Origin of the sequence: Amycolatopsis thermalba (assembly GCF_023376025.1) — a bacterium.
In the GTDB taxonomy this organism is placed as follows: domain Bacteria; phylum Actinomycetota; class Actinomycetes; order Mycobacteriales; family Pseudonocardiaceae; genus Amycolatopsis_E; species Amycolatopsis_E thermalba.
Genome location: NZ_CP091196.1, coordinates 685798 through 709931, shown reverse-complemented (window position 1 = coordinate 709931; position 24134 = coordinate 685798). Strand labels below are relative to the sequence as shown.

Annotated in this window: 28 protein-coding genes; 10 read left to right on the top strand and 18 right to left on the bottom strand. The window is 72.2% G+C overall.

The window, feature by feature from the left end; all coding sequences use genetic code 11:
• Position 1: 1 nt before the first annotated feature.
• Genes L1857_RS03565 through L1857_RS03540 form a run of 6 tightly spaced genes read right to left on the bottom strand, consistent with a single transcriptional unit; the run spans position 2 to position 5194 of the window.
• Entirely contained in the window at positions 2–1156 is a 1155-nt protein-coding gene (locus L1857_RS03565) for an acyl-CoA reductase (protein ID WP_094003545.1), read from the bottom strand.
• Positions 1153–2160 carry a LuxE/PaaK family acyltransferase gene (locus L1857_RS03560; RefSeq protein WP_094003544.1) on the bottom strand — a complete coding sequence of 336 codons (1008 nt, stop codon included), beginning with the start codon at positions 2158–2160 and terminating at the stop codon, positions 1153–1155. The genes L1857_RS03565 and L1857_RS03560 overlap by 4 nt, the downstream gene beginning before the upstream one ends.
• Positions 2157–3554, bottom strand: a complete 1398-nt coding sequence (locus L1857_RS03555; RefSeq protein WP_094003543.1) for an AMP-binding protein — start codon at positions 3552–3554, stop codon at positions 2157–2159. The genes L1857_RS03560 and L1857_RS03555 overlap by 4 nt, the downstream gene beginning before the upstream one ends.
• The gene (locus L1857_RS03550; RefSeq protein ID WP_369806748.1) at positions 3551–4249 is read right to left on the bottom strand and encodes an SDR family NAD(P)-dependent oxidoreductase; all 699 of its coding nucleotides are present in this window, start codon (positions 4247–4249) and stop codon (positions 3551–3553) included. The genes L1857_RS03555 and L1857_RS03550 overlap by 4 nt, the downstream gene beginning before the upstream one ends.
• A gap of 1 nt (position 4250) precedes the next feature.
• Positions 4251–4487, bottom strand: coding sequence for an acyl carrier protein (locus L1857_RS03545; protein ID WP_094003541.1), 237 nt, complete (start codon positions 4485–4487; stop codon positions 4251–4253).
• 2 nt (positions 4488–4489) lie between these two features.
• Positions 4490–5194, bottom strand: a complete 705-nt coding sequence (locus L1857_RS03540; protein WP_094003540.1) for an acyl-ACP--UDP-N-acetylglucosamine O-acyltransferase family protein — start codon at positions 5192–5194, stop codon at positions 4490–4492.
• Between the two features lie 64 nt (positions 5195–5258).
• Here L1857_RS03540 and L1857_RS03535 point away from each other — a divergent pair, with 64 nt between their 5' ends.
• Together L1857_RS03535 and L1857_RS03530 are read left to right on the top strand one after the other, a co-directional pair.
• Positions 5259–6365, top strand: a complete 1107-nt coding sequence (locus L1857_RS03535; RefSeq protein WP_249464452.1) for a DegT/DnrJ/EryC1/StrS family aminotransferase — start codon at positions 5259–5261, stop codon at positions 6363–6365.
• The gene (locus tag L1857_RS03530; RefSeq protein ID WP_094003538.1) at positions 6362–7348 is read left to right on the top strand and encodes a Gfo/Idh/MocA family protein; all 987 of its coding nucleotides are present in this window, start codon (positions 6362–6364) and stop codon (positions 7346–7348) included. The genes L1857_RS03535 and L1857_RS03530 overlap by 4 nt, the downstream gene beginning before the upstream one ends.
• On the opposite strand, the gene L1857_RS03525 is transcribed toward L1857_RS03530, so the two are convergent.
• Positions 7307–8431 (bottom strand): MFS transporter, encoded by a 1125-nt coding sequence (locus tag L1857_RS03525; RefSeq protein ID WP_116109811.1) that lies wholly within the window; start codon positions 8429–8431, stop codon positions 7307–7309. The genes L1857_RS03530 and L1857_RS03525 overlap by 42 nt on opposite strands.
• Before the next feature lie 54 nt (positions 8432–8485).
• Here L1857_RS03525 and L1857_RS03520 point away from each other — a divergent pair, with 54 nt between their 5' ends.
• Positions 8486–9226, top strand: a complete 741-nt coding sequence (locus L1857_RS03520; protein WP_249464449.1) for an AraC family transcriptional regulator — start codon at positions 8486–8488, stop codon at positions 9224–9226.
• 4 nt (positions 9227–9230) lie between these two features.
• Here L1857_RS03520 and L1857_RS03515 read toward each other — a convergent pair whose 3' ends face one another.
• Genes L1857_RS03515 through L1857_RS03495 form a run of 5 tightly spaced genes read right to left on the bottom strand, consistent with a single transcriptional unit; the run spans position 9231 to position 13497 of the window.
• Positions 9231–9665 carry a VOC family protein gene (locus L1857_RS03515; protein WP_249464447.1) on the bottom strand — a complete coding sequence of 145 codons (435 nt, stop codon included), beginning with the start codon at positions 9663–9665 and terminating at the stop codon, positions 9231–9233.
• 20 nt (positions 9666–9685) lie between these two features.
• Positions 9686–10255 carry an acyltransferase gene (locus tag L1857_RS03510; RefSeq protein WP_116109845.1) on the bottom strand — a complete coding sequence of 190 codons (570 nt, stop codon included), beginning with the start codon at positions 10253–10255 and terminating at the stop codon, positions 9686–9688.
• Complete coding sequence (locus tag L1857_RS03505) at positions 10255–11466, bottom strand: glycosyltransferase family 4 protein (RefSeq protein WP_429727727.1); 1212 nt, start codon at positions 11464–11466, stop codon at positions 10255–10257. The genes L1857_RS03510 and L1857_RS03505 overlap by 1 nt, the downstream gene beginning before the upstream one ends.
• A complete protein-coding gene (locus L1857_RS03500; protein ID WP_249467373.1) occupies positions 11463–12350 on the bottom strand; it encodes an NAD-dependent epimerase/dehydratase family protein in 888 nt (295 codons plus the stop codon). The genes L1857_RS03505 and L1857_RS03500 overlap by 4 nt, the downstream gene beginning before the upstream one ends.
• 31 nt (positions 12351–12381) lie before the next feature.
• A complete protein-coding gene (locus L1857_RS03495) occupies positions 12382–13497 on the bottom strand; it encodes a DegT/DnrJ/EryC1/StrS family aminotransferase (protein WP_116109808.1) in 1116 nt (371 codons plus the stop codon).
• Between the two features lie 64 nt (positions 13498–13561).
• Between L1857_RS03495 and lhgO the strand changes: the two genes are divergently transcribed.
• Entirely contained in the window at positions 13562–14773 is a 1212-nt protein-coding gene (gene lhgO / locus L1857_RS03490) for an L-2-hydroxyglutarate oxidase (RefSeq protein ID WP_338024591.1), read from the top strand.
• A 23-nt stretch (positions 14774–14796) separates the two neighbouring features.
• Positions 14797–15270, top strand: a complete 474-nt coding sequence (locus L1857_RS03485) for a permease-like cell division protein FtsX (protein WP_094003534.1) — start codon at positions 14797–14799, stop codon at positions 15268–15270.
• Here L1857_RS03485 and L1857_RS03480 read toward each other — a convergent pair.
• Positions 15267–15791: a DUF3558 family protein gene (locus L1857_RS03480; RefSeq protein WP_116109807.1), complete on the bottom strand. Its 525-nt coding sequence runs from the start codon at positions 15789–15791 to the stop codon at positions 15267–15269. The two genes, L1857_RS03485 and L1857_RS03480, sit on opposite strands and share 4 nt — an antisense overlap.
• A 108-nt stretch (positions 15792–15899) precedes the next feature.
• Between L1857_RS03480 and L1857_RS03475 the strand changes: the two genes are divergently transcribed.
• A complete protein-coding gene (locus L1857_RS03475; protein ID WP_116109806.1) occupies positions 15900–16643 on the top strand; it encodes a maleate cis-trans isomerase family protein in 744 nt (247 codons plus the stop codon).
• Between the two features lie 67 nt (positions 16644–16710).
• Positions 16711–18000: a serine--tRNA ligase gene (gene serS / locus L1857_RS03470; protein ID WP_116109805.1), complete on the top strand. Its 1290-nt coding sequence runs from the start codon at positions 16711–16713 to the stop codon at positions 17998–18000.
• Here serS and L1857_RS03465 read toward each other — a convergent pair.
• Positions 17997–18218, bottom strand: a complete 222-nt coding sequence (locus L1857_RS03465) for a hypothetical protein (protein WP_249464442.1) — start codon at positions 18216–18218, stop codon at positions 17997–17999. The two genes, serS and L1857_RS03465, sit on opposite strands and share 4 nt — an antisense overlap.
• Before the next feature lie 229 nt (positions 18219–18447).
• Here L1857_RS03465 and L1857_RS03460 point away from each other — a divergent pair, with 229 nt between their 5' ends.
• Complete coding sequence (locus L1857_RS03460; protein ID WP_116109803.1) at positions 18448–19194, top strand: DUF2382 domain-containing protein; 747 nt, start codon at positions 18448–18450, stop codon at positions 19192–19194.
• Between the two features lie 122 nt (positions 19195–19316).
• Here the strand turns inward: L1857_RS03460 and L1857_RS03455 are convergent, their stop codons facing one another.
• From L1857_RS03455 to L1857_RS03440, 4 genes are read right to left on the bottom strand one after another with little or no spacing between them, the layout of a single operon-like run.
• Entirely contained in the window at positions 19317–20222 is a 906-nt protein-coding gene (locus tag L1857_RS03455; RefSeq protein ID WP_116109802.1) for a haloalkane dehalogenase, read from the bottom strand.
• A gap of 24 nt (positions 20223–20246) precedes the next feature.
• On the bottom strand, positions 20247–20699 hold the full coding sequence (locus L1857_RS03450) for a DUF350 domain-containing protein (RefSeq protein WP_094003528.1): 453 nt from the start codon (positions 20697–20699) through the stop codon (positions 20247–20249).
• Positions 20700–20756: 57 nt separating this feature from the next.
• Entirely contained in the window at positions 20757–21923 is a 1167-nt protein-coding gene (locus L1857_RS03445) for a glutathionylspermidine synthase family protein (RefSeq protein WP_116109801.1), read from the bottom strand.
• 1 nt (position 21924) lies between these two features.
• Positions 21925–22539 (bottom strand): hypothetical protein, encoded by a 615-nt coding sequence (locus L1857_RS03440; RefSeq protein ID WP_240323089.1) that lies wholly within the window; start codon positions 22537–22539, stop codon positions 21925–21927.
• Positions 22540–22601: 62 nt separating this feature from the next.
• Here L1857_RS03440 and L1857_RS03435 point away from each other — a divergent pair, with 62 nt between their 5' ends.
• A complete protein-coding gene (locus tag L1857_RS03435) occupies positions 22602–23537 on the top strand; it encodes a septum formation family protein (protein WP_233157050.1) in 936 nt (311 codons plus the stop codon).
• Positions 23538–23541: 4 nt separating this feature from the next.
• Positions 23542–23892 carry a metallopeptidase family protein gene (locus tag L1857_RS03430; protein WP_020416417.1) on the top strand — a complete coding sequence of 117 codons (351 nt, stop codon included), beginning with the start codon at positions 23542–23544 and terminating at the stop codon, positions 23890–23892.
• The last annotated feature ends 242 nt before the right edge of the window (positions 23893–24134 follow it).

The window sequence follows — 24134 nt, the reverse complement described above, 5'->3', positions numbered from 1 at the left end:
GTCAGACGGTAACAGTGACGATCCTGGTGAATTCCGCGAGTAGGTCGTAGCCGTCCCACACCGGCGCGAACTGCAACGCCGAACCGAAGGGCACCAACCGGTCCACGCCGGGCAGTTTCCGCGCGAAATCGGTCAGCTCCGCGCGGGAAAAACCGAAATGAGTGATGGTCTGGTCGCGCCGGACGACTTTCGGTACCAGTTCGTCCAAACTGGACACCCTCGATTGGGTGACAACCCCCGCGCCGAGCCAATCGCGGACCACGTCGGGTGTTTCGAGGGTGGTCAGGGCCGGACCGTCGAAGGCGATCCGGGTCGCCACGCCGTCGGCCGCCACACCGTAGGCGCCGACCCGGTTCTGCACCGCCATCGCGGGCTCCGGCGCCGGCGCGATCGAGGCCAGCAACGACCGGAACTCCGCCGCGGGCGGGCCGCCGACCCAGTACACGCCGCGCGGGGACGCGCACGCGGCCTGGTCGAACCAGAACACGTCGTTGCGGAACCCCTCGACCGCCGCCCGGCGCTCGTCCGCCGACGCGCGCGCCCAGCCGGCCGCCGAGATCACCGCGAACGACGAGCGATCCGGGAACGTCAGGTCCCGCGCGTGCGGCGCCAGCTCGAACCTCCGCAACGCGCGCACCGTCGCGTCGCCGCCCCAGAGCACCCGCAGGTCCGCCGCCGCCGACAACGCCGCCGTCACCGCGTCGTCGCGGTCGTAGGTGACGATCCGCTGCGACGCGGCCACCACGGGGTCCACATCGGACAACGCGTCCAGCACCGCGGCCGAGGCGCCCGCGGACCGGGGCGACAGGCGCACGACGTTCCGGTTGCCCGCCAGCGCGGACAGCGCCCACGAGTACACGAAGATGGTGTCCACATTGGCCGGTGGCACGTGGAACACCAGGCCACGCGGCAACCGCAGCTCGTCCCCGTCCAGCCGGGCCAGCGCGCGCCGGATCTCGCCCCGCCGCAGGAAGAACCCCAGTGAGGCCAGCTCCGGGTACGCGCGAGCCACCGCCGGGGCGAGCAGCGCGCGGGCGAACCGGACCAGGAAGTCCACGACCCGCTCGTCCCCCACCTCCAGCGCGGGCGCCGAGCGCACCTCGTCCAGCAGGCGGTCCACCTCGACCGGCCCCGCGGCCGGGAAGAGCTGCCTCATGCGGCCCGCGCCTGGAACGTGTCCGAGCAGCCCCGCGCCTCCGCCTTCGGCAGCCGGCCGAGCACCGAGAACCGCTTGCCCGGCCGCTCGCCGTCGTCGATCCCGTGGCACACGCCGAGGTCCTCGGTCAGCAGCACGTGCCCCGGGTAGGACCGCGGCAGCGTGCTCACCACCTCGATCACGCCCGGCACCCCCACCGGCTGCTCGGCGAAGGTCACCGGATCGCGGATGATCACGTCGGCGAACTCCGGGCAGTACAGGCCGTCCCCGGCCGCGCCCTCGACGAACACCGTGCCGATCTGCTCGACCATCCCGTAGTAGTTGTGGATCCGCCGCAGCCCGGTGTCCTCGGCGAAGGCGCGGCGGAACGTCGCGTTGTCCACCGCCTGGTCGGCGAGCTTCTTCCAGCCGCCGGAGTGCAGCAGGATCCCGTTGGACAGGTCGAACCCGTGCTCGCGCGCCATCCGGTACAGGTACCGCCACACCATGAAGGTGAACCCGAAGACCAGGAACGGCTCGCCGCCGTGGCGCGCCAGGAACCCGCGCACCGCCTCGACGTCCGGCACGTCGTGCTCGTCGAGGACGTAGACGTGCTTGCGCCCGAAGTTCGCCATGCCCAGCACCCCGGCGCCGCGCGCGGAGAACGTGCGGCGGTCCTTGATCACGCCGATCGTGTCGACCACCAGCATCGGCAGCCGCTGCGGGCCCAGGACCGTCCGCAGCGTCTCCGCCAGGTGCTTCGTCTGCGCGGCCGCGGCTTCGCGGTCCAGGAAGATCCGCGACGGCTCGCCGGTGGTCCCCGACGACGTGAGCACCTTGAACACCGCCTCGTCCGGGATGCTCTTGAGCGCGTGCGTCTTGAACAACCGGACCGGCAGCCACGGCAGGTCGGCCACGCTGTCGAACGACGACCCGGCACCGAGCGCGGACAGGATCCGGTCGTACTCCGGGCAGCGCGCCCGGTGGTGCGCGGTGAGCGCGGTCAGCTCGGCGAGCAGGCTCATACCCGCTCCGCCAGCGCCTGGTAGTCGATCTTCCCGCTGGCCAGCAGCGGGATCGTGTCGATCGAGCGGACGTCGAACCCGGACGCGTGCAGGTGCAGCCGGTCGGACAGCGCGCGGGACGCGGCCTTGCACGTCTCCGCCGGAACGCCCTCGGCGAACAACACGACCTTGTCGTCGGCGGGCACCGCGGCCACGATGTCGATGCCCAGCCCGGTCGCGCGGGTGGCCGCCTCCAGGTCGTCGAGGCTGATCCGGTTGCCGAACACCTTGCCGATCCGCTTGAGCCGTCCGGTGACGAACAGGAACCCCTCCTCGTCGAGGTAACCGAGGTCACCGGTGGGCAGCACACCGCCGCACTCGTCGCCCAGCGCGAGCTGCTCGGCGGTCGAGGCGTAGCCCATCATCACGTTCGGCCCGCGGTAGACGATCTCGCCGCTGATCTTGGGGTGCGTGGTGTCGCCGCCGTCCGGGCGGCGGATGGCGAACTGCCCGCCGGGCAGCGCGGGCCCGACCGAGCCGATCTTCTCGGCGAGCCGCTCGGACGGCATGATCGCCATCCGCGGCGCGGCCTCGGTCTGGCCGTACATCACGAACATCCGCCCGCCGGCCGAGCGCATGAGCGTGTCGAACTCGGCGATCAGCTCGGGCCGCATCCGCCCGCCGGCCTGGGTCAGCGTGTGCACGCCGGGATTGGCGGACGGGTCGAACTTCAGCCGCCGCAGCATCTCGTAGTGGTAGGGCACCCCGGCGACCGACGTGCACTCGTGCGCGGCCACGGCGTCCCAGAACCCGCGGCCGAGGATGCCCTCCCGCTCGACGACGACGGTCGCGCCGCGGACCAGGTGCGAGTTGAGCACGGACAGGCCGTAGCTGTAGTGCAGCGGCAACGTGGTGGGGGCGACCTCGCGCTCGTCGATGCCGAGCACGTCGGCGATCGCGTGCGCGTTGGTCAGGATCGCGGTGCGGGACAACCGGACCAGCTTCGGGTTGCCGGTCGAACCGCTGGTCGGCAGCAGCACGGCGAGGTCGGGGTGCGGGCGGATACCACCGGGGTCGAGGCGCAGCCAGTGCCCGTCCGCGGTCCGGTACCCGGACGGCGGTTCCGCCGCGGGCGCGCCGAGCACGGCCGCCGGGCAGAACCGCTCGATCAGGCCGGCCAGCACCGGGACGTCCAGCGCCGGGTCGATCAGCGCCACCGCCCGCCCGGCCCGCACCGCCGCGACGTAGGTGAGCACGCTGTCCAGGTCGACGCCGGTGCGGGCGAACAACACGCCGTCCGGCAGCGCCGCGAGTTCCTCGGCCCGCCGCTCGACCTCGCCGGTCAGCGCCGCGCCGCCCAGTTCCGCGCCGGTTTCCGCGTCGACGAGCCGCGCGCCGGGAGCCAGCAGGGTCACAGCACCATCCCTCCGTCGACGCCGAGCACCTGACCGGTCACGTAGGACGCCTCGTCGCCGGCGAGGAACGCGATCGCGTTCGCGACCTCCTCGGCGCGGCCGCGGCGCCCCAGCGCGGTGTCCGGATCGGCGAGCCCGGCGGTCATCTCGGTGTCGATCACGCCCGGCGCCACGGCGTTGACCCGGATGCCGAACCGGCCCAGCTCCTTCGCCGCGCTCTTCGCGATGTTCGCGACCGCCGCCTTCGACGCCGCGTAGACCGTCTGACCGGCGGCGCCGCGCTCGCCGACGACCGAGGCCAGCACCACGATGGCGCCCGAGCGGGCGCGGGTCATCGCCCGCGCCGCCGCCTGCACCGTGTGGATCGTGCCCGCCACGTTCGTCGACAGGACCGCCTCGACGTCGCCGACCATGCCCAGCACGCCCTCGGCGTAGATCCCGGCGTTGGCGACCACCACGTCGAGCCGGCCGCGCTCCTTGGCGGCGGCGCGGACGACGGACGACACGGCCTTCGCGTCGGTGACGTCGAGGGCGACCCCGGTGACCTGCCCGGGGACCGACGCCGCGACCTCCTTCGCGCGTGCCTCGTCGCGTCCGGTGAGCACCACCGCCGCGCCGGCCGCGGCGAGCGCGCGCACGGTCGCCAGTCCGATGCCGCGGGTGCCGCCGGTGACCAGCGCGACCCGCCCGCGCAGGTCAGGCACCCGCCAGCTCCGCCACCAGCTTCCGCGCGACCTGGAAGCTGCTCAAGTCGATCACCTGGTCGGTCTCCAGCTCGATGTCGAACTCGTCCTCGATGGCGGCGACCAGGCTCATGTGGCCGACCGAGTCCCAGGCCTCGATCCCGCGGTAGGTCAGGGCGTCCACGTCGACGTCGCCGCCGAGGTCGAGCGCTTCGGTGAAAACCTTGCGCAGCCGGGTCTCGATGTCCACGTCTAGTCCTTCCGGTCGTTCCACGCCTGCACCAAAGTAGAGACGCCGCCGGGGAGCCGGTCCAGCAGCCCATCGGGTGGAATCGGCCCGGCCCCCTTGAGCCACGGCTCCAGCGCGGCGATCTGCCGCTCGTCGAGGCCGAGCCGGGTCAGGCCGACCACGTTCAGGCCGGTCACGCGCGCCGGGTTGCCGACGGCGACGGTGAACGCGCCGACCTCGCGGCGCACCGCGGATCCCATGCCCACCATGGCGCCCGGGCCGATCCGCACGTGCTGGTGCACGATCGCGCCCATGCCGAGGTTGGCGCGCGACCAGATCGCCGTGTGCCCGCCGAGCACGACGTTCGACGCGAGCGTGACGTGGTCGCCGATCTCGCAGTCGTGCGCGACGTGACTGCCGCGCAGGTAGTACCCGTTGTCACCCAGACGTGTGCTGCGCCGGGTGCCCTGGTGGACGCTCACGTACTCGCGGATCCGGTTGCCGCTGCCGATCCGCACCCCCGCGCCGACCGGTTCGTCCTCCCACGACACGGGATGCGGACCGGTGCGGTCCTCGGCCGGAGTGCCGATCGTGACGTGTGGACCGATCCAGTTGCCGTCCCCGATCACCAGCGGCCCGGCGAGCACGGCGTAGGGTCCGACGACGTTGCCGTCGCCGAGTTCGACTCCGGGCCCGAGTACCGCAGTCGGGTGGATGCGGTTTACCACGCGAGATCCATTCGTACAGTCTTACGGACGCCTGAGCCGATCACAGTAAAGGAACGCCGCGCCCATGATCCCCATCACCGCGGTCGACGTCCGCGACGCCGAATCCCTCGTGGTGGAGGTGCTGCGGTCGGGGACGCTCGCGCAGGGCCCGATGGTCGCCCGCTTCGAGGACGCCTTCGCCCGCGCCGCCGGCACCGCGCACGCGGTCGCCGTGAACAGCGGATCCGCCGCGCTCACCGCCACGCTGCGGGCGCTCGGGCTGGGCCCCGGCGACGAGGTGATCACCTCGCCGTTCACCTTCGTCGCGACGCTCAACGCGATCCTGGCGACGGGCGCGACGGTCCGGTTCGCCGACATCACCCGCGAGGACTTCGCCGTCGACCCGGACGCGGTCGCGGCCGAGATCACCCCGGACACCCGGGCGATCCTCCCGGTGCACCTCTACGGCCAGACCGCCGACCTGGGCAAGCTCGCCCCGCTCGCCGAGGAGCACGAGCTGTACCTGGTGGAGGACGCCGCGCAGGCGGTCGGGGCGACCTTCGCCGGACGGCCGGCCGGATCGTTCGGCGTGGGCTGTTTCTCGTTGTACGCCACCAAGAACGTGACCACCGGCGAGGGCGGCGTCATCACCACCGACGACGCCGAGCTGGCCGACCGCCTGCGCGTGCTGCGCAACCAGGGCATGCGGACGCGCTACTCCTACGAGGTGCCCGGGCACAACTACCGGATGTCCGAGCTGCACGCCGCCGTCGGCATCCCGCAACTGGACAAACTGGACGAACTGATCGCGGCCCGGCGGCGCAACGCGCGGCAGCTGTCCGTCGGCCTCGCCGGGACGCCCGGGCTGGCGGTGCCCGCCGAGCTGCCCGGCCGTGAGCACGTGTGGCACCAGTACAGCGTGCTGATCGGCCCGCACGCGATGCTCGCCCGCGACGAGCTGGTCGCCGAGTTGGCCGCGCGCGGCATCGGGACCGGCGTGTACTACCCGAAGCTGGTCTTCGACCACGACTGCTTCCGGGAGCACCCGCAGATCCCGGCGGTGTCCCGGCAGGACTTCCCGGTGGCGCTGAAGGTCACCGAGGAAGTCCTGTCGCTGCCCGTGCACCCCGGGCTGTCCGAGGCCGACGTGGACACCATCGTGCGCGAGGTGCGAGAGGCGCTCGGCGCGTGAGATACCGCGTCGCGCTGGTCGGCACCGGCAACATGGGGTCGCTGCACGCGCGTGTGCTGTCCCGCCACGACCGCGTCGACCTGGTCCGGGTGGTCGAGCCGCGCGCCGCGGCCGGGCGCGCGTGCGCCGAGCGGTACGGCACCGCCTGGACCCCCGAGCTGGGTTCGCTGTCCGATGTGGACGCCGTGGTGCTGGCGTCGGCCACCGAGACGCACCACGAGCTGGCGCTGGAGATCCTGGGCCAGGGCAAGCCGCTGCTGGTGGAGAAGCCGGTCGCGAACAGCCTCGCCGCGACCGAGGAGGTCATCGCGCTGTCGGTCGCCAGGGGCGTGCCGCTGATGTGCGGGTTCGTCGAGCGGTTCAACCCCGCCGTGCTGACCGCGCGGGCGCTGGCGACCCGGCCGGTGCACCTGATGGCCCGCAGGCACGGGCCGTACGCGCCGCGCGTCCGCACCGGGGTGGCGTGGGACCTGCTCGTGCACGACGTCGACATCGCCATCCAGTTCTTCGGCGCGGAACCGGAGCGGATCACGTCCGGCACCGGGTACTTCCACCCCGAGTCCGCCGACGGCGCGGAGGACGCGGTGGAAGCGGTGTTGTCCTTCCCGGCCGGGTTGGCGACGGTGTCCGCGTCCCGCGTCGGGCAACGGAAGGTGCGGTCGCTGGTGATTTCCGAACTCGACCGGCTCATCGAACTCGACCTGCTGCGCCGGGACGTCACCCTGTACCGGCACGTGTCGCACGACGCGGTCACCCCGGACGGGCTCGGCTACCGGCAGCAGGCCGTGATCGAGATCCCCGAGCTGGTCTCGGCCGCGGAACCGCTGGCCGCGCAGCTGGACCACTTCCTGGCCCTGCTCGACGGCCGGGTGGACGTGGACGCCGAACGCGCCTCGATCCGGCCCGCGCACCGCGTGGTCGCGACGGTGCTGGAGCAGGCTTCAGCCCCGGACAGCCGGCTCCTCCACAGTGGACAGCAGTAGCAGGCCGAGCACCGGCAGCGCGATCAGCGGCAGGAGCGCGGTCCGCAGCGACGTGGCGTCCGCCAGGCTGCCCAGGACCGGGCTGGCGAGCCCGCCGACGCTGACCGTGAGGCCGAGCGTGATGCCGCTCGCGGTGCCCATCCGGCTCGGCAGGTAGTCCTGGCCCAGCGTGACGTGCAGCGAGAACGGCACGTACAGCCCGGCGGACGTGCCCGCGACGAACAGGTACAGCAGCGGCCCCGGCACGAGCACCACCCCGGCCACCGACAACGTGGTGAGCGCGTAGGACCACCGCACGACGGGGATCCGGCCGAAGCGCGCGGCCAGTCGCCCGCCGGCCACCGTGCCGATCGCGCCGCCGACGTAGAGCACGAACAACGCGACCATGCCGGCCAGGCTGCCGCCGCCGGTGCGTTGCTGCGCGTACAGCGAGACGAACGTGCTCAGTCCGATGAAGACGATCGAGCGGCACACGATGGCGCCGGACAGCTTCGCGAAGGACGCCCAGTCGTTCCGGCCGGTCCCCTCGCGCGCCTGCGCCGTGGTACCGGAGATCCGGCGGAGGGCGGCCGCGCACAACACGGCTCCCGCGGCCGCGGGCAGGGCCAGCAGCGGCGACCACGCCAGCCCACCCGTCGCCACGACGGCCGCGACGAGCAGGGGCGCGGTCGCGAAGCCGACGTTGCCGCCGAGGGAGAACCAGCCCATCGCGGTGTGGCTGCCCCGGCTCGCGATCCGGGCCACGCGGGCGGCTTCCGGGTGGTAGGCGGCGACCCCGATCCCGGAGACGGCCACGGCCGCCACGGTGAGCGCGTAGGAACCGCCGACCCCGGCGAACGCGAGGCCGAGCCCGCTGGTGAGGGCGCTGACCGGAAGCAGCCACGGCATGGACCAGCGGTCGGCGAGCGCGCCGAACAGCGGTTGCACGACCGAGGACAGCAGGGACGCGGCCAGCACGATGCCGGAGACGGCGGCGTAGGTGTAGGCGCGCTCGGCGACGAAGAACGGCACGAGCGCGGCCACCGCGCCCTGGTAGACGTCGACGCACGCGTGCCCGACCGCGAGCAGGGGGATCGTTCGCACCGGCCCATGGTCGCGGCGGCGAGGGCTGGCGCACTTCCGTTAATCTGCCAGATGATGCCGCAAACCCGCCACCTACCGCACGCGCCCACCCGGACCCAGGTCCTGGCGGCGGGCGAGCGCATCGACGCGCACCGCCACGACGACCACCAGATCGTCTACGCGCGCTCCGGCGTCCTCGCGGTCACCACGGACGCGGGCACCTGGTTCGCGCCCGGCACGCGGGCGATCTGGGTGCCGGCCGGCCGCGTCCACGCCCACCTCGCCACCGGCCGCACCGATCTGCACCTGCTCGGCCTGCCCGCGGACACCAACCCGCTCGGCCTGGACGAGCCGGCGGTCCTCACCGTGAACCCGCTGCTGCGCGAGCTGATCCTGGCCGCCACCCGCTCCCCCGGCGACGATTCCGCGGAGGGCCGGCGGCTGCGGGCGGTGCTGCTGGACCAGCTGCGGGCGGCACCGCGGGAGCCGGCCCAGCTGCCGACGCCGTCGGACCCGCGGCTGGTGGCGGTGTGCGAGCTGCTGCACGCCGACTGCGCGGACCAGCGCACGCTGGCGCAGCTCGGCGCCGCCACCGGCACGAGCGAACGCACCCTCAGCCGCCTGTTCGCCGGCGAGCTGGGCATGTCGTTCACCAGGTGGCGCACCCAGCTGCGGCTCTACCACGCACTACGCCTGCTGGCCGAGGACGTCCCGGTGACGACGGTCGCGCACCGTTGCGGCTGGTCGTCGGCGAGCGCGTTCATCGACGTGTTCCGCCGCGCCTACGGCCACACGCCGGGGGCGCACCGCCGCTGACGCCTCAGTCGATGCAGAACTCGTTGCCCTCGACGTCCAGCATCGGGATGCACGACTCGTTGAACTCGTCGGCGAGCAGCACCTGCACGCAGGTCGCGCCGAGCGCTTCCAGCCGCTCGCGCTCGGCCTGGAGCGCGGCGAGGCGCTCCTCGCCCACCAGCCCGGTGCCGACCCGCACGTCGAGGTGCACCCGGTTCTTGACGACCTTGCCTTCGGGAACGCGCTGGAAGAACAGCCGCGGCCCCACCCCGGTGGGATCGACGCAGGCGAACGCCGCACCCTGGCGGTCCGGCGGCATGGAGCGATCGAACTCCTCCCAGGAGGCGAACCCCTTCGGCGGCGGCGGGATGACGTAACCCAGCACCTCACACCAGAAGCGAGCGACGCGCTCGGGCTCCGCGCAGTCGAAGGTGACCTGGAACTGTTTGACCGACCCCATGCGCTCACCCTAGCCGCGGCTCACTCGACCGGGCGATACTCCTCCCGCGCGGCCCGCACCCGGGCGGCTTCCGCCTCGATGAACTCCTCGTCGTAGCGCTGGAAGATCCGCGCCGGGTTGCCGGCCACCAGGCAGCGGTCCGGGACGTCCTTGGCGACCAGCGACATCGGTTGCACCGTGACGAAATCGCCGATCGTGACGCCCGGCATGACCACCACCATGCTGCCGATGAAGCAGCCCTTGCCGATCCGCACCGGCTTGCGTTCGATCAGGTCGCTGCCCGGCCGGTTGTCCAGCATCATGTTCGCCAGCCAGCTGGAGTGCGTGAACACCAGCGTGCCCACCCCGATGCTGGTGTGCTCGCCGATCGTCAGGCCACCGCTGGCGTCCAGCGCCGCGCCCTCGCCGATCCAGCAGTGCTCGCCGATCTCCAGCCGCTCCGGGTCGATGATCTTCGCGCGCTCCCGGATGCGCGTGGTGTCCGGCAGGCCGAACAGGCGGGCGCGTTCGGAGTCGTTCAGGTACTGCCCGACCACCTCGGTCAGGATCCGCGGCCGCAACCGGTTGCTGCGCTCGTCGTCGAAGAACATCACCGGCCCGCCATCTTCGCCAGCACCCGCAGGTGCTCGGCCGCGACCACGTCGAGCGCGAAGTTGTTGCGCACCAGCGCCTGCTGCCGGGCGGCCAGTGCCCGGCGCTTGCCCGGCTTGTCCAGCAGCTCGATCACGTTCGCCGCGACCGCCTCGGCGTCGTCGGGTTCGACGAGCAGGACGTTCCACCCGTTGCGCAGTTCGACGCCCGGGTAGTTGTCCTCGCCGACGGACGCGATCGTCGCCGTGCCGGCCGCCATCGCCTCCAGCGACGCCGTGCCGCAGCCGCCGTTGAGGTCGTGCGCCACGAGGTCCGCCGCCGCCAGGTAGGACGGCACGTCGTCCTTCGGCACCGCGCCGGTGACCACGAACGCGTCCGCGACGCCGAGTTCCCTGGCGCGCTTGAGGAACGCGTCGTGGTAGACCCGGCCGACCACCAGCACCCTGACGTCCGGGTGCCGCGCCAGGATCGCCGGCATCGCCTCGACCAGCGGCAGCCGGTTCCGCAGCGGGATGACGTGCCCGAGCGACACGATCAGCGGCCCGTCGACGCCGTGCTCGGCGCGGATGTCCTTGCGTGGCGCGGAATCCAGGTGGTCGGTGTCCACGGGGATCGGGAAGAACTCCGGATCGGTCACGCCGTACCGCCGCGCGCAGTAGTCCAGGCCCAGCTTGTCCAGGATGACGAACCGCGGCGCGATCCGGTTCAGGTTCGGCCGCACGAGTGCGGCGTCCAGCAGCCGGAACAGCCGGTCGTACCGGCGCCGTTCGCTGACCAGGAGCGTGTGGATGGTCAGCAGCGACGGCAGCCCCCGCCGCCGCGCGTACCGCCCGGCCAGCCAGGTGAGGTCGAAGAACTGGCCGTGCAGGTGCAGCGCGTCCGGACGGAACTCGTCCAGCAGGCGCCGCAACCGCCGCCGGGTCCGCAGGTGCGGTGTGACGAAGCTGAGGTCGAAGTCGATCGACCACCCGAGCCGCGGCATCCGCACCGCGGGCAGCCGCACGACGCGGTAGCCGTCACGCTCCTCGGTCTCCGGCGCGTCGGCGTAGGCCGCGGTGATCGCCAGCACCTCGTGCCCCTCGGCCGCGTACCGCTGGGCCAGCGACGCCGCCATGTGCGCGCTGCCGCCGACCCGGGGCGGGAAGAAGTTGTTGACCACGGCGATCCGCAGCGGCCGGTGCGCGCCCGGCCCGGCGACGGGCGCGCTCACCGGTAGCTCTCGACGAGGTCGCGCATGCCCTGCTCGACGGAGATCTCCGGCGTCCAGCCGAGCACCTCGCGGGCGCGAGCGATGTCCGCGGCCCGGCGCGAGACCAGCACGTCGCGGGGGTTGAACTCGGGCTCGACGTCCACCCCGACGGCGTCGATGAGGATCTTCGCCAGCGCCGCGATCGAGGTGTCGATGCCGGTGCCGATGTTGACCGGCAGGTTCGCCGTCGCCGACTCCAGCGCCAGCACCACGGCCCGCGCGAGGTCGCTGACGTGCACGAAGTCCATCGACTGCGCGCCCCGGCCGTCGATCACCGGCGGCTTGCCCGCCCGCAGCCGCTGGATGAAGTGGTTGATCACCGACGTGTAGTACGCCTCGATCCGCTGCCCCGGCCCGTAGACGTTGAAGAACCGCAACGCGATCCAGGACAAGCCCTTCTGCCGCTGGTAGAACCGCAGCAGGTCCTCCCCCGCGCGCTTGCTGATGCAGTACGGCGTGAGCGGGTCGAGCCGGTCGTCCTCGTGCATCGGCAGCTTCTCCGGCTCGCCGTAGACCGAGGCCGACGACGCGAACACGACCCGGTCCACGCCCTCGTCCGCGGCGGCGGCGAACACGTTGTGGTTGCCGGTCATGTTGATGTCGATCGACTCGTGCGGGTCGGCGATGGACTTGTTGATCGACACCGTGGCGAAGTGGATGACGTGCGTGCACCCGCGCATCGCCTCGCGCACCGCGCCGCCGTAGCGGACGTCGGCCTCGACCAGTTCGACGCCGCCACCCGCCACGAACCCGGACACGCGGTCGCGGTCGCCGCGGGTCATGTTGTCGAAGATCCGCACCTCGTAGCCGCGCTCGCGCAGCAGCGGGACGGTGTGCGCGGCGATGAACCCGGCACCCCGGTGAGCAGGACTCGCACTACAGCTCTCCTACGACTTCTCGGACGGATTCGATGACCCGCGCGACCTGCTCGTCGGTCAGATCGGCGTGCATGGGGAGGGCCAGGTGGCGGCGGAACAACTCCGCCGACACCGGGCACGGCTCCTGCGGCCCGTACACCGGCTGCAGGTGCGAGGCGTAGGTGCCGAACGTGCACTGGATGCCGCGGGCCCGCAGCTTCGCGATGGCTTCGTCGCGGCCGCGGTCGAGCCGCAGCAGGTACGCCTGCCACGGGTGCTCGCGGCCGGGCAGTTCCGCCGGCGTGGAGACGCCGGGCAGGCCGGCGAAGGCGTCCGAGTACCGCTTGGCGACCGCGCGCCGCGCCGCCAGCAGTCGCGGCAACCGGTCCAGCTGCACGCGCAGGATCGCGGCCTGGACGTCGGAGAGCCGGAAGTTCCAGCCGAGCTCGTCGAACTCCGGCACCGCGAGCGCCCCTTCGCGGGAGAGTGCGGGCGCGATGCCGTAGGTGTGCAGCTTGCGGGCGTGCTCGATCAGGTCCGCGCGGTCGGAGACCAGCGCGCCGCCCTCACCGGCGGTGATGCCCTTGCGGCCGTGGAAGGAGAACGCGGTCAGGTCGGCCAGGCTGCCCGCCGGGCGGCCGCGGTGGGTGGCGCCTGCCGCGCAGGCGGCGTCGGCGAACAGCCACAGCCCGTGCCGGTCGGCGATCGCCCGGTACTCGTCGTACTCGCCGGGCTGGCCGGCCACGTCCACCGGGATGATGCCGACCGTGCGGGGCGTGACGAGGGCTTCGACGGCGGCGGGGTCGGCCGCGAACGAGTCGGGCCGGACGTCGGCGAACACCGGGGTCGCGCCCGCCTGCACGACGGCGTGGCCGGTGGCCGGGAAGGTGTAGTCGCCGACGATCACCTCGTCGCCGGGCCGGACGCCGAGCACGCGCAGCCCGAGGAACAGGGCGGCGCCGCAGCTGCTGGTCGCCAGGGCGTGGGCGGTGCCGGTGGCGGCGGCGAGGCGCTCCTCGAACCGGCGGCAGGCGGGGCCGGCGCCGGCGAGCCAGCCCGACGCGAACACCTCGGCCACCGCGGCGAGCTCCTCCTCGCCGACCGTGGGACGGCCGAGCGGAACGGGTTCGGGCATCGGGCTCCTTCTCGTCGAGCGCGCAGTCTAAGCACGAGGCCCGTCACTCGATCGGGCGAACGCCCTGGTTGACGGCGTATACGCTGGGCGCGTGGTGAACCGGGTTGTCGTCGTCGGCGGCGGAATCATCGGCCTCGCGACCGCGTGGGAGCTGACCCGCCGCGGGTCCGCGGTGACCGTGCTGGAGAAGGAAGACCGGTGGGCCGCCCACCAGACCGGGCACAACTCCAACGTCGTGCACGCCGGGCTGTACTACCGGCCGGGCTCGGCGAAGGCGCGGATGTCCGTGGCGGGCAACCGGTCCATTGTGGAATTCGCCCGGGAGCACGGGGTGCCGGTCGAAGTGTGCGGCAAGCTCGTGGTGGCGACCAGCGACGCCGAACTGCCCGCGCTGGGCGTGCTCGCGCAGCGGGCCGAGGCCAACGGCGTGCCGGCGAAGCTGATCAGCGCGGCGGAGGCGCGCGAGTACGAGCCCGAGGTCTCCTGCGTGCGGGCGCTGCGGGTGGAGTCGACGGCGATCATCGACTTCCCGCGGGTGTGCACCGCGCTGGTCCGGCTGCTCACCGAGCACGGCGCCGACCTGCGGCTGGGCACGGCGGCCCGTGGCATCCGGCCGGGTTCGGCGGCGAACGTGGAGGTCGCCACCGGGGACGAGGTGCTGCGCGCGGACGCGCTGGTCAACTGCGCGGGCCTGCAGTCCGACCGGGTCGCGGAGCTGGCCGGGCTGCGCCCGAGCGCGCGGATCGTCCCGTTCCGCGGCGAGTACTACGAGCTGACGCCGCAGCGGCGGCACCTGGTGCGCGGGCTGATCTACCCGGTGCCCGACCCCGCGCTGCCGTTCCTGGGCGTGCACCTGACGCGGATGCTCGACGGCAGCGTCCACGCCGGGCCGAACGCGGTGCTGGCGCTGCGGCGGGAGGGCTACCGGTGGCGCGACGTGTCGCCGTCGGACCTCGCCGACGTGGCCCGTTTCCCCGGCTCGTGGCGGCTGGCGCGGAAGTGGGCGTACCCGACCGGGCTGGAGGAGGTGCGGCGGTCGCTGTCGAAGCGCCGGTTCGCGGCCAGCCTCGCGCGGCTGGTCCCGGCGGTCGGCCCGGACGACATCGTCCGCCACGGCTCCGGCGTGCGGGCCCAGGCGCTGCGCCCGGACGGCTCACTGGTGGACGACTTCCTCATCGAGACCGCGCCGCACCAGGTGCACGTGCTGAACGCCCCGTCCCCGGCGGCGACGAGCGCACTGGAGATCGCGAAGTACGTGGCCGACCAGGTCGGTTGAGCAGCCCCTGCCAGGATGATCGGATGACCGACAGACCTGGCGCCACGCGGCGCACCAGAGGCATCCCGTGGTGGGTGTTCGTCCTCTCGCTCGTGCTCGCCGCCGGCGCCGGCGTCGGGATCGGCGCGCTCCTGTGGGCGGGCGACTCGCCCGCGGACCGGATGGCCAAGGAGGCGCACGACCGCTGCGTCCACGAGATCACCGTGAACTTCACCGGGCGGAACCCGGACCCGGCGATGACGGCGGCCGCGGACCGGCTGCGCGGCGACGCCCGGTTCGCGAGCGTCCGCACCCGGACCCAGCAGGAGACGTGGGCGGAGTTCCAGCGGACCTTCGCCGACCGGCCGGACCTGCTGGACAAGGCCCGGCCGGAGGCGCTGCCCGCGTCCCTGATCCTGATGACGCGCGCGGACACCACCGCCGAGCAGGTGGCCCCGGCGGTTCGGCAGCAGTTCCCGGACGCCGAGGTCCTGGCGACGGGCTCCTGCGCGCCCTAGCGCTGCGGCAGGTGCTTGGCGACCACCGGCGCCGCGCGCTCGGCCACCACGCAGGACTTGGTCTCGTCGCCCAGGTTCTGGCCCGTGAGCACGACGAACTCCGTCTCGCCGAGCTTCACGGCCAGGTTGCACAGCCAGTCGCCCATGATCGAGGAGTAGTGCTGCCAGGTGATGCCGCCCAGCTGCTTCTCCCCGACCGGCTGCGCGGCGAAGTACTCCTCCATCGTCTGGTCGGTGCCGTAGTAGGCCTGCAGCGAGTCGTCGAGGCCCGCGTCCGGGTCCAGCGACCGCCAGTCGCAGCCCGGCGGCACCCGTTGCCTGGGCTGCGCGGGGATCGGGGTGCCCGGACCGAGCCCCAGCTCGGCGGCCTCGTCGGTGGTCAGCAGCGTGCACGGGTCGGTCGAGCTGGCCGGCGCCACCGTGATCCGCCCGGGAGCCGGCTGCGGTGTCCCGCTGACCGTGGTCGTGCACGCACCGGCCAGGCCGGCCGCGGCCACCACCGCGGCGATCCGCCACCTCACTGAAAGCCTCCCCTGCGCAGGTTTAACCGCTCGGTAACTCGCGGCGTCATCGGTTTTCCCACGCCGAACCTAGCCTGGCCACCGCTGCCGGGAGAGGGGAACGCCGCGATGACAGCCGATCCGTTCGAGATCACCCTGCCGGTCCAGACCGGGATCGGTGTGGTCGCGCCGTTCGACTTCGCCCTCGACCGCGAGCTGTGGCGCTGGGTGCCCGACCACGCGTGCCTGCACACCACGCGCCTGCCCTACCTGCCCGAGCCGGTGACCGTGCAGCTCGCCGAGGCGCTGGCCAACCCGCACGGCGTCCGCCGCGCCACCACCGACCTGCTCGTCCCGGAACCCGAGGTCGTCGCCTACTCGTGCACGTCCGGCAGCTTCGTCGGCGGCGCCGCGGGTGAGGCCGCGCTGGTCGCGGCGATGCTCGACGCCGGCGCGCCGCGCGCAATCACCACCTCCGGCGCGATGGTCGCCGCGCTGGAGACGCTGGGCGCGCGCCGGGTCGCCGTCGTCACGCCCTACGTGGACGCGGTGACGGACCGGCTGGTGTCGTTCCTCGCCGAGTACGGGATCACCACCACCGCGAGCGTCGGGCTCGGCATGCTCGGCGAGATCTGGAAGACGACCTACGCCCACGTGCTCGCCGGGGTCGCCGAACTGGACACCACCGGCGCCGACGCGTTGTTCGTGAGCTGCACGAACGTGCCCACCTACGACGTGATCGAGCCGCTGCGGCAGCGCCTGGGCATCCCCGTGCTGACCGCGAACCAGGTGACCATGTGGTCGGCTCTGCGTGCCGCCGGCGTGCCCGTCGGGTGGGACCTGGGCGCGCCGGCCCGGCTGCCGACCGGGTAGGGCGAAACCCGCTGGTCGGGCTCGTTACGCTGGAGCGCATCCGTACCGGCTCGTACCTGGAGTACTGATGCACGACCCCCGCCAGCTGCTCGACCCCGAGGTGGACGCGGCCGCCAAGCTGCGCCGCCGCGGGTATGTGCTCGACACCGACCACCTGGGCAAGCTGGTGAGCAGGCGGTCCTCCGTCATCAGCGAGGGCGACCAGGCGCGGGCCGAGTCGAAGAAGGCCGCGGCCGAGGTCGGCGCCGCCGCCAAGCGCGGTGAGGACGTCACCGAGCTGCGCGAGCGCGCCCGCGAGCTGAAGAACCGGATCGCCCGGCTCGAGGAGGAGCAGCGGGAGGTCGAGGCGGAGCTGCACGAGTTCCTGCTCGGCATCCCGAACATCCCGCTCGACGAGATCCCGGACGGCGCGACCGAGGAGTTCGCCGAAGAGGTGCGCCGCGTCGGCACGCCACCGGAGTTCGACTTCGCGCCGCTGGACCACGTGGACCTCGGCGAGCGCGCCGGCATCCTCGACCTGGGCCGCGCGACCAAGCTGTCCGGCCCGCGGTTCGCGGTGTTCAAGGGCGCCGGATCGCGTCTGCAGCGCGCGCTGGCGCAGTTCTTCCTCGACGTGCACACCGGCGAGCACGGCTACACCGAGTTCAGCCTGCCCGCGCTGGTCACCCGGCAGACGATGACCGGCACCGGTCAGCTGCCGAAGTTCGAGGAGGACCTGTTCCGCACCGGCGTGGCCGACCGGGAGCTGTTCCTCATCCCGACCGCCGAGGTGCCGCTGGTCAACCTGCACGCGGGCGAGATCCTGCAGCTGGAGGACCTGCCGCTGCGCTACACCGCGCACACCCCGTGCTTCCGCTCGGAGGCCGGCTCGTACGGCAAGGACACCCGCGGGCTGATCCGGCAGCACGAGTTCTCGAAGGTCGAGCTGGTGCAGTTCGTCGAGGAGGAGCGTTCGCGCGAGGCGCTGGACGAGATCCTGTCGCACGCCGAGGCGCCGCTGCGGAAGCTCGGCCTGCCGTACCGGGTGATCAAGCTCGCGGCCGGGGACACCGGGTTCTCCGCGCAGATCACCTTCGACGTCGAGGTGTGGCTGCCCAGCCAGGGCACCTACCGGGAGATTTCGAGCGCGTCGGACACCGGCACGTTCCAGGCCCGGCGGGCGAACATCCGCGGCAAGGGCAAGGACGGCAAGCGGGCGCAGATCGCGACGCTGAACGCGTCCGGGCTGCCGATCGGGCGGACGCTGGTGGCGGTGCTGGAGAACAACCAGCAGGCCGACGGCTCGATCCGGATCCCCGAGGCGCTGGTGCCCTACACCGGGTTCGCGGTCATCAACCCGGACGGCAGCACGGCCTAGAGGAGCCTCGCCGTCTCGTCGCGGAGGCGGCGGGCCAGGTCGAGGGCGACCAGCCGGCCCAAGCCGTGCGTCGCTCCGGTGATGACCGCGATGGGCCGCTCGTCCCTGGTTTCTCCCGTCGGATATCTCAGGTGCTCGGCCGGCTCGGCCCGGTCCGGCAGGCCGTGCTCGCGGGAGAACTCGGCCTGGCCGCGCGATCGGTCACCCCGGCGGGGCATCGGGCCCTCGCGGCCGGAACCGCCGCCGGGAACGAAATCCTGTCCAGGATCCTCGGTCGCCTCGATCCGGATGACCTGTCCACACTGGACGCTCTACTGCGGGTCGTCGAAGTGGCGGCCACCGACGCGCGGGGGACCCTCACGTGAGTGATCCCCGATGGTGTCAGTTTCGCACCCCCACCGAGCCGTCTACATCCATGACGGCTCGACAACGGGGAAGGAGCAAGCCATGACTGGCACCATGCGACCGGAAGAGCTCATGGAAAACGCGGTGGTGGACTCGCACGGCCGCAAGATCGGGAAGGTCGGCACGGTCTACGTCGCCGACGACACGCAGGAACCGGAGTGGGTCACGGTCCGCACCGGGATGTTCGGGCACAAGGAGAGCTTCGTGCCGCTCCAGGGCGCCACGATGGACCGGGACGGCCTGCACGTGCGCGTCACCAAGGAAAAGGTGTCCGAGGCGCCGCAGACCGACGGTGACCGGCACCTGTCCGAACAGGAATCCGCCGAGCTGTACCGCTTCTACGACATGCCGGCGCCGCGCGGCAGCCAGGAGAACCGCGGCGGCCGCACCCGGCCGCAGCCGGGCAAGCGCGGCACGGCGGGTGAGTCGATGACCCGCTCGGAGGAGCGGCTCAACGTCGGCACCGAGCGCGTCGAGACCGGCCGGGTCCGGCTGCGCAAGTACACCGTCACCGAGGAGCAGCAGGTCAAGGTGCCGGTGACGCACGAGGAGGTCCGGCTGGAACGCGAGCCGATCACCGGCGGCGACCGCACCGGCGCGCGCATCGCCGACGAGGAGCAGGAGATCACCCTGCACGAGGAGCGGCCGAAGGTCGAGAAGGAGACCGTGCCGGTGGAGAAGGTGCGGCTGGCCAAGGAAACCGTGCGTGACGAGGAGACCGTGTCCGGCCAGGTGCGCAAGGAGCGCATCGAGATGGAGGACGACACCAAGCGGCGCAAGAACCGCTGACCCGGGCTGGGTTCCCCGGTGCCGCGCATCCCGTGCGCGGCACCGGGGCTTCCGCTACGGGAACGCGCGCGAGCCGGAGCTGTTCACCGGGGTTGACCTCGCGGCGCTGAACCCCGTGCCGGTCAGCCCCGCACGAACCGGGCGATGATGCGGCCCAGCTCCTCGCCCTGGTCCTCCTGCAGGAAGTGGCCCGCGTTCTCCAGCGTCCGGTGGTCCTGACCGGCCGCGCCCTTCAGCTCGCGTTGCAGGACCGCGGCCGCCGGGCCGGTGATGGGGTCGCTGTCCCCGAACGCGCACAGGACCGGGGTGTCCAGTTCGGACAGCACGGACCAGGCGCGGCGGTTCGCCTCGCTCGCCGGGTCGTCCGGTGTGGTCGGGACCAGTCCGGGCATCGCGCGCGGGCCGGCCTTGTACATCTCGTTGGGGAAGGGCGCGTCGTAGGCGGCGCGTTCCGCGTCGCTCAGCTTGGTGCGGCAGCCGGACTGCACGAACCGGCCGATGTCGAGCACCGGCGCCTTCTGCACGGCGTTGCGGAAGGCGAGCCACTCGTCCGGCATCGCCTGGTCGCCGGTCGGCAGGAGCGTGTTGGCCGCGACCACGCGTGCGAACCGGTCCGGGTTCTCGGCGACGACCCGCAGCCCGATCAGGCCGCCCCAGTCCTGGCCGACCAGCGTGACGTTCCGCAGGTCGAGGGCGTCGAACGCGAACGAGCGGATCCACTCGACGTGCCGCGCGTAGGTGTGGTCGGCGACGTCGACCGGTTTGTCGGAGCGGCCGAAGCCGATCAGGTCGGGCGCGATCGCCCTGATCCCGGCCTCGGCCAGGATCGGCAGCACCTTGCGGTAGAGGAACGACCAGCTCGGCTCGCCGTGCAGGAGCAGCACGACGGGACCGTCGAACGGGCCGGCCTCCACGTAGGAGATCCGGACGATGCCGTCCTGCTCGTTCTCCAGGTCGCAGTACAGCGGTGGGTAGTCGAAGTCGGGGAGGTCGGTGAACCGGTCTTCGGGAGTCCTCAGCAGGCACACACCACCCACCCTAGGGGCTTCGCGTCAGCTGATCGAGACCGCGACGACGAGACCCAGCGCCAGGTGCGCGGCCGCGACCACGATGCTGGCCGGCGCGAACACCTCGCTCTGGATGGTCCCCTTCACGTCGATCCGGGTCGACCACTCCAGCAGCCGCACCGCCAGGACCTGCACCACGATCCCGAGCAGGCCGTAGACCAGCGAGGTGATCAGGCCCTCGGTGAGGTCGCTGGCCGAGTTGAAGATCGCGATCACCACGATGAACGCCATCGACAGCATCCCGGACGCCGTGACGATCACCGCGTTCGGCAGGCCGCGGCGCACCAGGTCGGACAGCTTGCCGGGGGTCGTCCAGTCGATCGCGTAGAACCCGACCAGCATCAGCAGCAGCCCGATGACGCCGTACAGCAGGATCGCACCGATCCCGCGCACGAGATCGGAACCGAACGTCTCGGCCAGCGCGAGGGTGTGGGTCACGGGGTCTCCCAGTCAGATGGTGTGGCAGTCAGATGGTGTGGATGCTCGGGTGGTTTATCACGATTGCGGGATGCGGTGTGGGACGAACGCGGCACCGTCGTCGGTGACCAGGCCGGCCGTCTCCCGGATGCCCAGGCCGGCCGAGGTGTCGCCGACCACCCACGCGCCCAGCGCCGGGCGGAACCCGTCGAACTCGGGCAGCGGGTCGAACGCCTGGTAGACGTAGCCCTCGGCGCCGTAGACGCCGCCGGTCTCGGTCTCGTAGCCGGGCGCCACGATCTGCACGTTCGCGCCCTCGCGGCCCAGCTTGGGCTTGCGCACGTACTCGGTGAGGATGCCGGGCTGGTCGACGAACGCGGGCAGCAGGTTCGGGTGGCCCGGGTAGTTCTCCCACAGGATCGCCAGCAGCGTCTTGTTGGAGAGCAGCATCTTCCACAGCGGTTCGATCCACAGGGTCCGCGGCAGCGACTCGGCGGCGAAGCGGCCGAACTCCTCGTCCACCACCCACTCCCACGGGTACAGCTTGACCACGGTGTTCATCGGCGCCTCTTCGAGGTCGACGAACCGCTTGAGCACCGGGTCCCAGCCGATCTCCTCGATCGCCAGCCCGACGGTGTCCAGGCCGGCCTCGGCCGCGGTCTCCTGCAGGTAGGAGGTGGTGATGTGGTCCTCGCCGGTGGGGTCGGCGCTGGACCAGGTGAAGTACAGCTCGTTGCTGGGCAGCTGGCCGCGGATCTCCTGCCAGCGCTCGACGAGCCGCTCGTGCACCGAGTTCCACTGGTCGTCGTCCGGGAAGACCTCGGTCTTCCAGTGCCACTGCAGCACCGACGCCTCCAGCAGGGACGTCGGCGTGTCGGCGTTGTACTCCAGCAGCTTCGCCGGGCCGCGGCCGTCGTAGCGCAGGTCGAAGCGGCCGTAGACGTGCGGGTCGCGGCGCTTCCACGACTCCGCGATGTGCGGCCACACCCACTCCGGGATGCCGAACTCGCGGTAGCGCTCGGTCAGCACGACGTTGTCGACGGCTTCCAGGCACATCGAGTGCAGCAGCTCGACGTCGGCTTCCAGGCTGAGCACCTCGTCCATCTCCAGGACGTAGTGCACCGACTCGTCCCAGTACGGCCGGTCCTGCCCGGAGCCGTAGCGGGCCGGGGTGCCGAACACCAGCCCCTGTTCTTCGACGATGCGCTGCCAGTCCCGCCGCGGCTCGGCGGTCCCCCTCCGCACCCTAGGATCCCCCGCTCTTGCCGTCGCCGCCGCTGCTCTTGCTGCTGATGCCGAAGCCGCCGCGCTGCACGGTCTTGCCCGACTGGGTCTTGACCGTGGTGTTGCCGGACGGCGCCGTGTAGGTGCCGCCGCGCACGGGCTGGCCGACCGTGCCGGAGCCGCCGTAGTTGTAGCGGTACTGGCTGTACCCACCGCCGGGCAGCGGGATGAACCAGAACCCGGTGGCCGAGTTGTAGTACCCGCCGTGGCTGGTGGCGTAGTTGTCGTCGCAGTACTCGTCGGGCTGGACCGTGCCGTTGCCGTCGGTGCAGACCGCGCTCACCTCGTCACTGGTGCCCGCGATGTACCAGGTCGCGACGACGGCGACCAGGCCGACGGTGACGCCGCTGCCGATCAGCACCTTGCGGCGGGTGGCGGCCTTCTGCTCCGCCTGGGCGCGCGCCTGTTCGGCGGCGGCCTCCTGGCGGGCCTGTTCCTCCAGCGCCTGCCGCCGGGCGCGTTGCTCGGCCAGCGTCGGCTCGCGCCGTTTGGCCGACGACGGGTCCTGGAACCGCATCGAGCCACGCGGTGGCTGTTCTTCCGGGGGCCGCTGGCCGCCCGCACCGTCTTCTGTCATCGCGCTCACCCTAACCACCCGAGGGGTGTCTCGTCCTGCGGACGCAGGCATTATGGGACGCGATGCTCGGAGATGGAGTGGAAAAGACCACGCTGCGCACCCGCTTGGTGATGGCGGGTGTGTTTCTGGGCGCCATCCTGGCGTTGTCGCTGAGCGTCGCGTTCTCGTGGGGAGGCGCCGTCAGCGGCGGCGGCGAGGTCGAGGAGTCCCCCGAGGCGAAGGCCGCGTTCGCCGCGCCGCCCGGCAGCTGCGTCACCTGGACGATGCCGGACGTGTCGGACATCCACATCGTGCCGTGCACCCAGCCGCACCTGTACGAGGTGACCGGCGTGGTGAACATCGGCGACAAGTACCCGCCGAACGCGCCGGCGCCGACGGTCGACCAGTGGCGGGACATCGCGCTGGAGCGCTGCACCGCGGGTGTGGAGACCTACCTGAACGAGGAGCTGGACCCGTTCGGCCGGTTCACGGTCAGCGCGCTGCGGCCGGGCAACGACGAATGGGCGGACGGTGACCGCGAGATGCGCTGCGTGCTGCAGTGGGCCGCGCCCGGCGGCAAGCTGGAGCCGATCGTCGGCAACGCGGCCGGCCAGTCGCAGTCGGCGGTGTGGGAACCGGGCACGTGCCTCGCGCTGGTGGACAAGACGGTCGGCAACCCGATCGACTGCGCGCAGCCGCACTCCTACGAGATCGTCGCCACGCTGGACCTGAAGACGAAGTTCCCGAACGGCTACCCGTCGCAGAACGACCAGAAGATCTGGCTGGACACCGAGTGCAACAAGGCGGTCCAGGACTACGCGGGCCAGGTCGACCTCGCCGCGCAGAAGCTGATCCTCACCTGGGACATCCGGGAGCAGGAGAGCTGGGACGCCGGGTCGACCCTGGTGAACTGCAAGGTCGGCGCCAAGCTGGCGGACAACAGCGGCCTCGCGCCGGTCACGGGCAGCATCCGCAAGGCGGCCCCGCCCGCCGCGCCCCCGTCGAGCCCGGGCAGGTAGCCGCGTGCCGGTGGAGATGTCGAAGGCCCGGTTCGAGGAACTGGTCGCCGACGCGCTGGACGAGGTGCCGGAGGAACTGGCCGGCGCGATGGACAACGTGGTCGTGCTGGTGGAGGACCACAACGACGAGGCGCCGGACATCCTCGGCCTCTACCACGGCGTGGCGCTGACCGAGCGGACCAGCGACTACGGCGGCGTGCTGCCCGACCGGATCTCGATCTACCGGACGCCGATCCTGGCCATGTGCGACTCGGAGGAACAGGTGGTGGAGGAGGTGCTGATCACGGTGGTGCACGAAATCGCACACCACTTCGGCATCGACGACAGCCGCCTGCACGAACTCGGCTGGGGCTAACGCCCCCTCGGCAGAGGTGACCCAACAGGGTGGGCCTCGCTCGCGTTCTCCCCGTCGCATGGCTGCCACCGAGCGCCGAAAACAGGCCCTGTCCAGGGCGCGCAGCGTTCACTTCACCCTGGACAGGGCCTGTTTTCGGTGCTTCCCTGCGGCCGGGCCACGGGGAGAACGCGAGCCCAGGCCCACCCGCACCCAGCGCAACAGGCAAAACCAAGCCGACACCCCCGGCGACCCGGCCCCTC

What these genes read in the sequence shown, in the direction of transcription:
- L1857_RS03565 (WP_094003545.1), bottom strand. Translation starts at nt 1,156, where the DNA reads ATGAGGCAGCTCTTCCCGGCCGCGGGGCCGGTCGAGGTGGACCGCCTG.
- L1857_RS03560 (WP_094003544.1), bottom strand. Translation starts at nt 2,160, where the DNA reads ATGAGCCTGCTCGCCGAGCTGACCGCGCTCACCGCGCACCACCGGGCG.
- L1857_RS03535 (WP_249464452.1), top strand. Translation starts at nt 5,259, where the DNA reads ATGATCCCCATCACCGCGGTCGACGTCCGCGACGCCGAATCCCTCGTG.
- L1857_RS03520 (WP_249464449.1), top strand. Translation starts at nt 8,486, where the DNA reads ATGCCGCAAACCCGCCACCTACCGCACGCGCCCACCCGGACCCAGGTC.
- L1857_RS03515 (WP_249464447.1), bottom strand. Translation starts at nt 9,665, where the DNA reads ATGGGGTCGGTCAAACAGTTCCAGGTCACCTTCGACTGCGCGGAGCCC.
- L1857_RS03510 (WP_116109845.1), bottom strand. Translation starts at nt 10,255, where the DNA reads ATGTTCTTCGACGACGAGCGCAGCAACCGGTTGCGGCCGCGGATCCTG.
- L1857_RS03495 (WP_116109808.1), bottom strand. Translation starts at nt 13,497, where the DNA reads ATGCCCGAACCCGTTCCGCTCGGCCGTCCCACGGTCGGCGAGGAGGAG.
- L1857_RS03485 (WP_094003534.1), top strand. Translation starts at nt 14,797, where the DNA reads ATGACCGACAGACCTGGCGCCACGCGGCGCACCAGAGGCATCCCGTGG.
- L1857_RS03475 (WP_116109806.1), top strand. Translation starts at nt 15,900, where the DNA reads ATGACAGCCGATCCGTTCGAGATCACCCTGCCGGTCCAGACCGGGATC.
- serS (WP_116109805.1), top strand. Translation starts at nt 16,711, where the DNA reads ATGCACGACCCCCGCCAGCTGCTCGACCCCGAGGTGGACGCGGCCGCC.
- L1857_RS03465 (WP_249464442.1), bottom strand. Translation starts at nt 18,218, where the DNA reads ATGCCCCGCCGGGGTGACCGATCGCGCGGCCAGGCCGAGTTCTCCCGC.
- L1857_RS03460 (WP_116109803.1), top strand. Translation starts at nt 18,448, where the DNA reads ATGACTGGCACCATGCGACCGGAAGAGCTCATGGAAAACGCGGTGGTG.
- L1857_RS03440 (WP_240323089.1), bottom strand. Translation starts at nt 22,539, where the DNA reads ATGACAGAAGACGGTGCGGGCGGCCAGCGGCCCCCGGAAGAACAGCCA.
- L1857_RS03435 (WP_233157050.1), top strand. Translation starts at nt 22,602, where the DNA reads ATGCTCGGAGATGGAGTGGAAAAGACCACGCTGCGCACCCGCTTGGTG.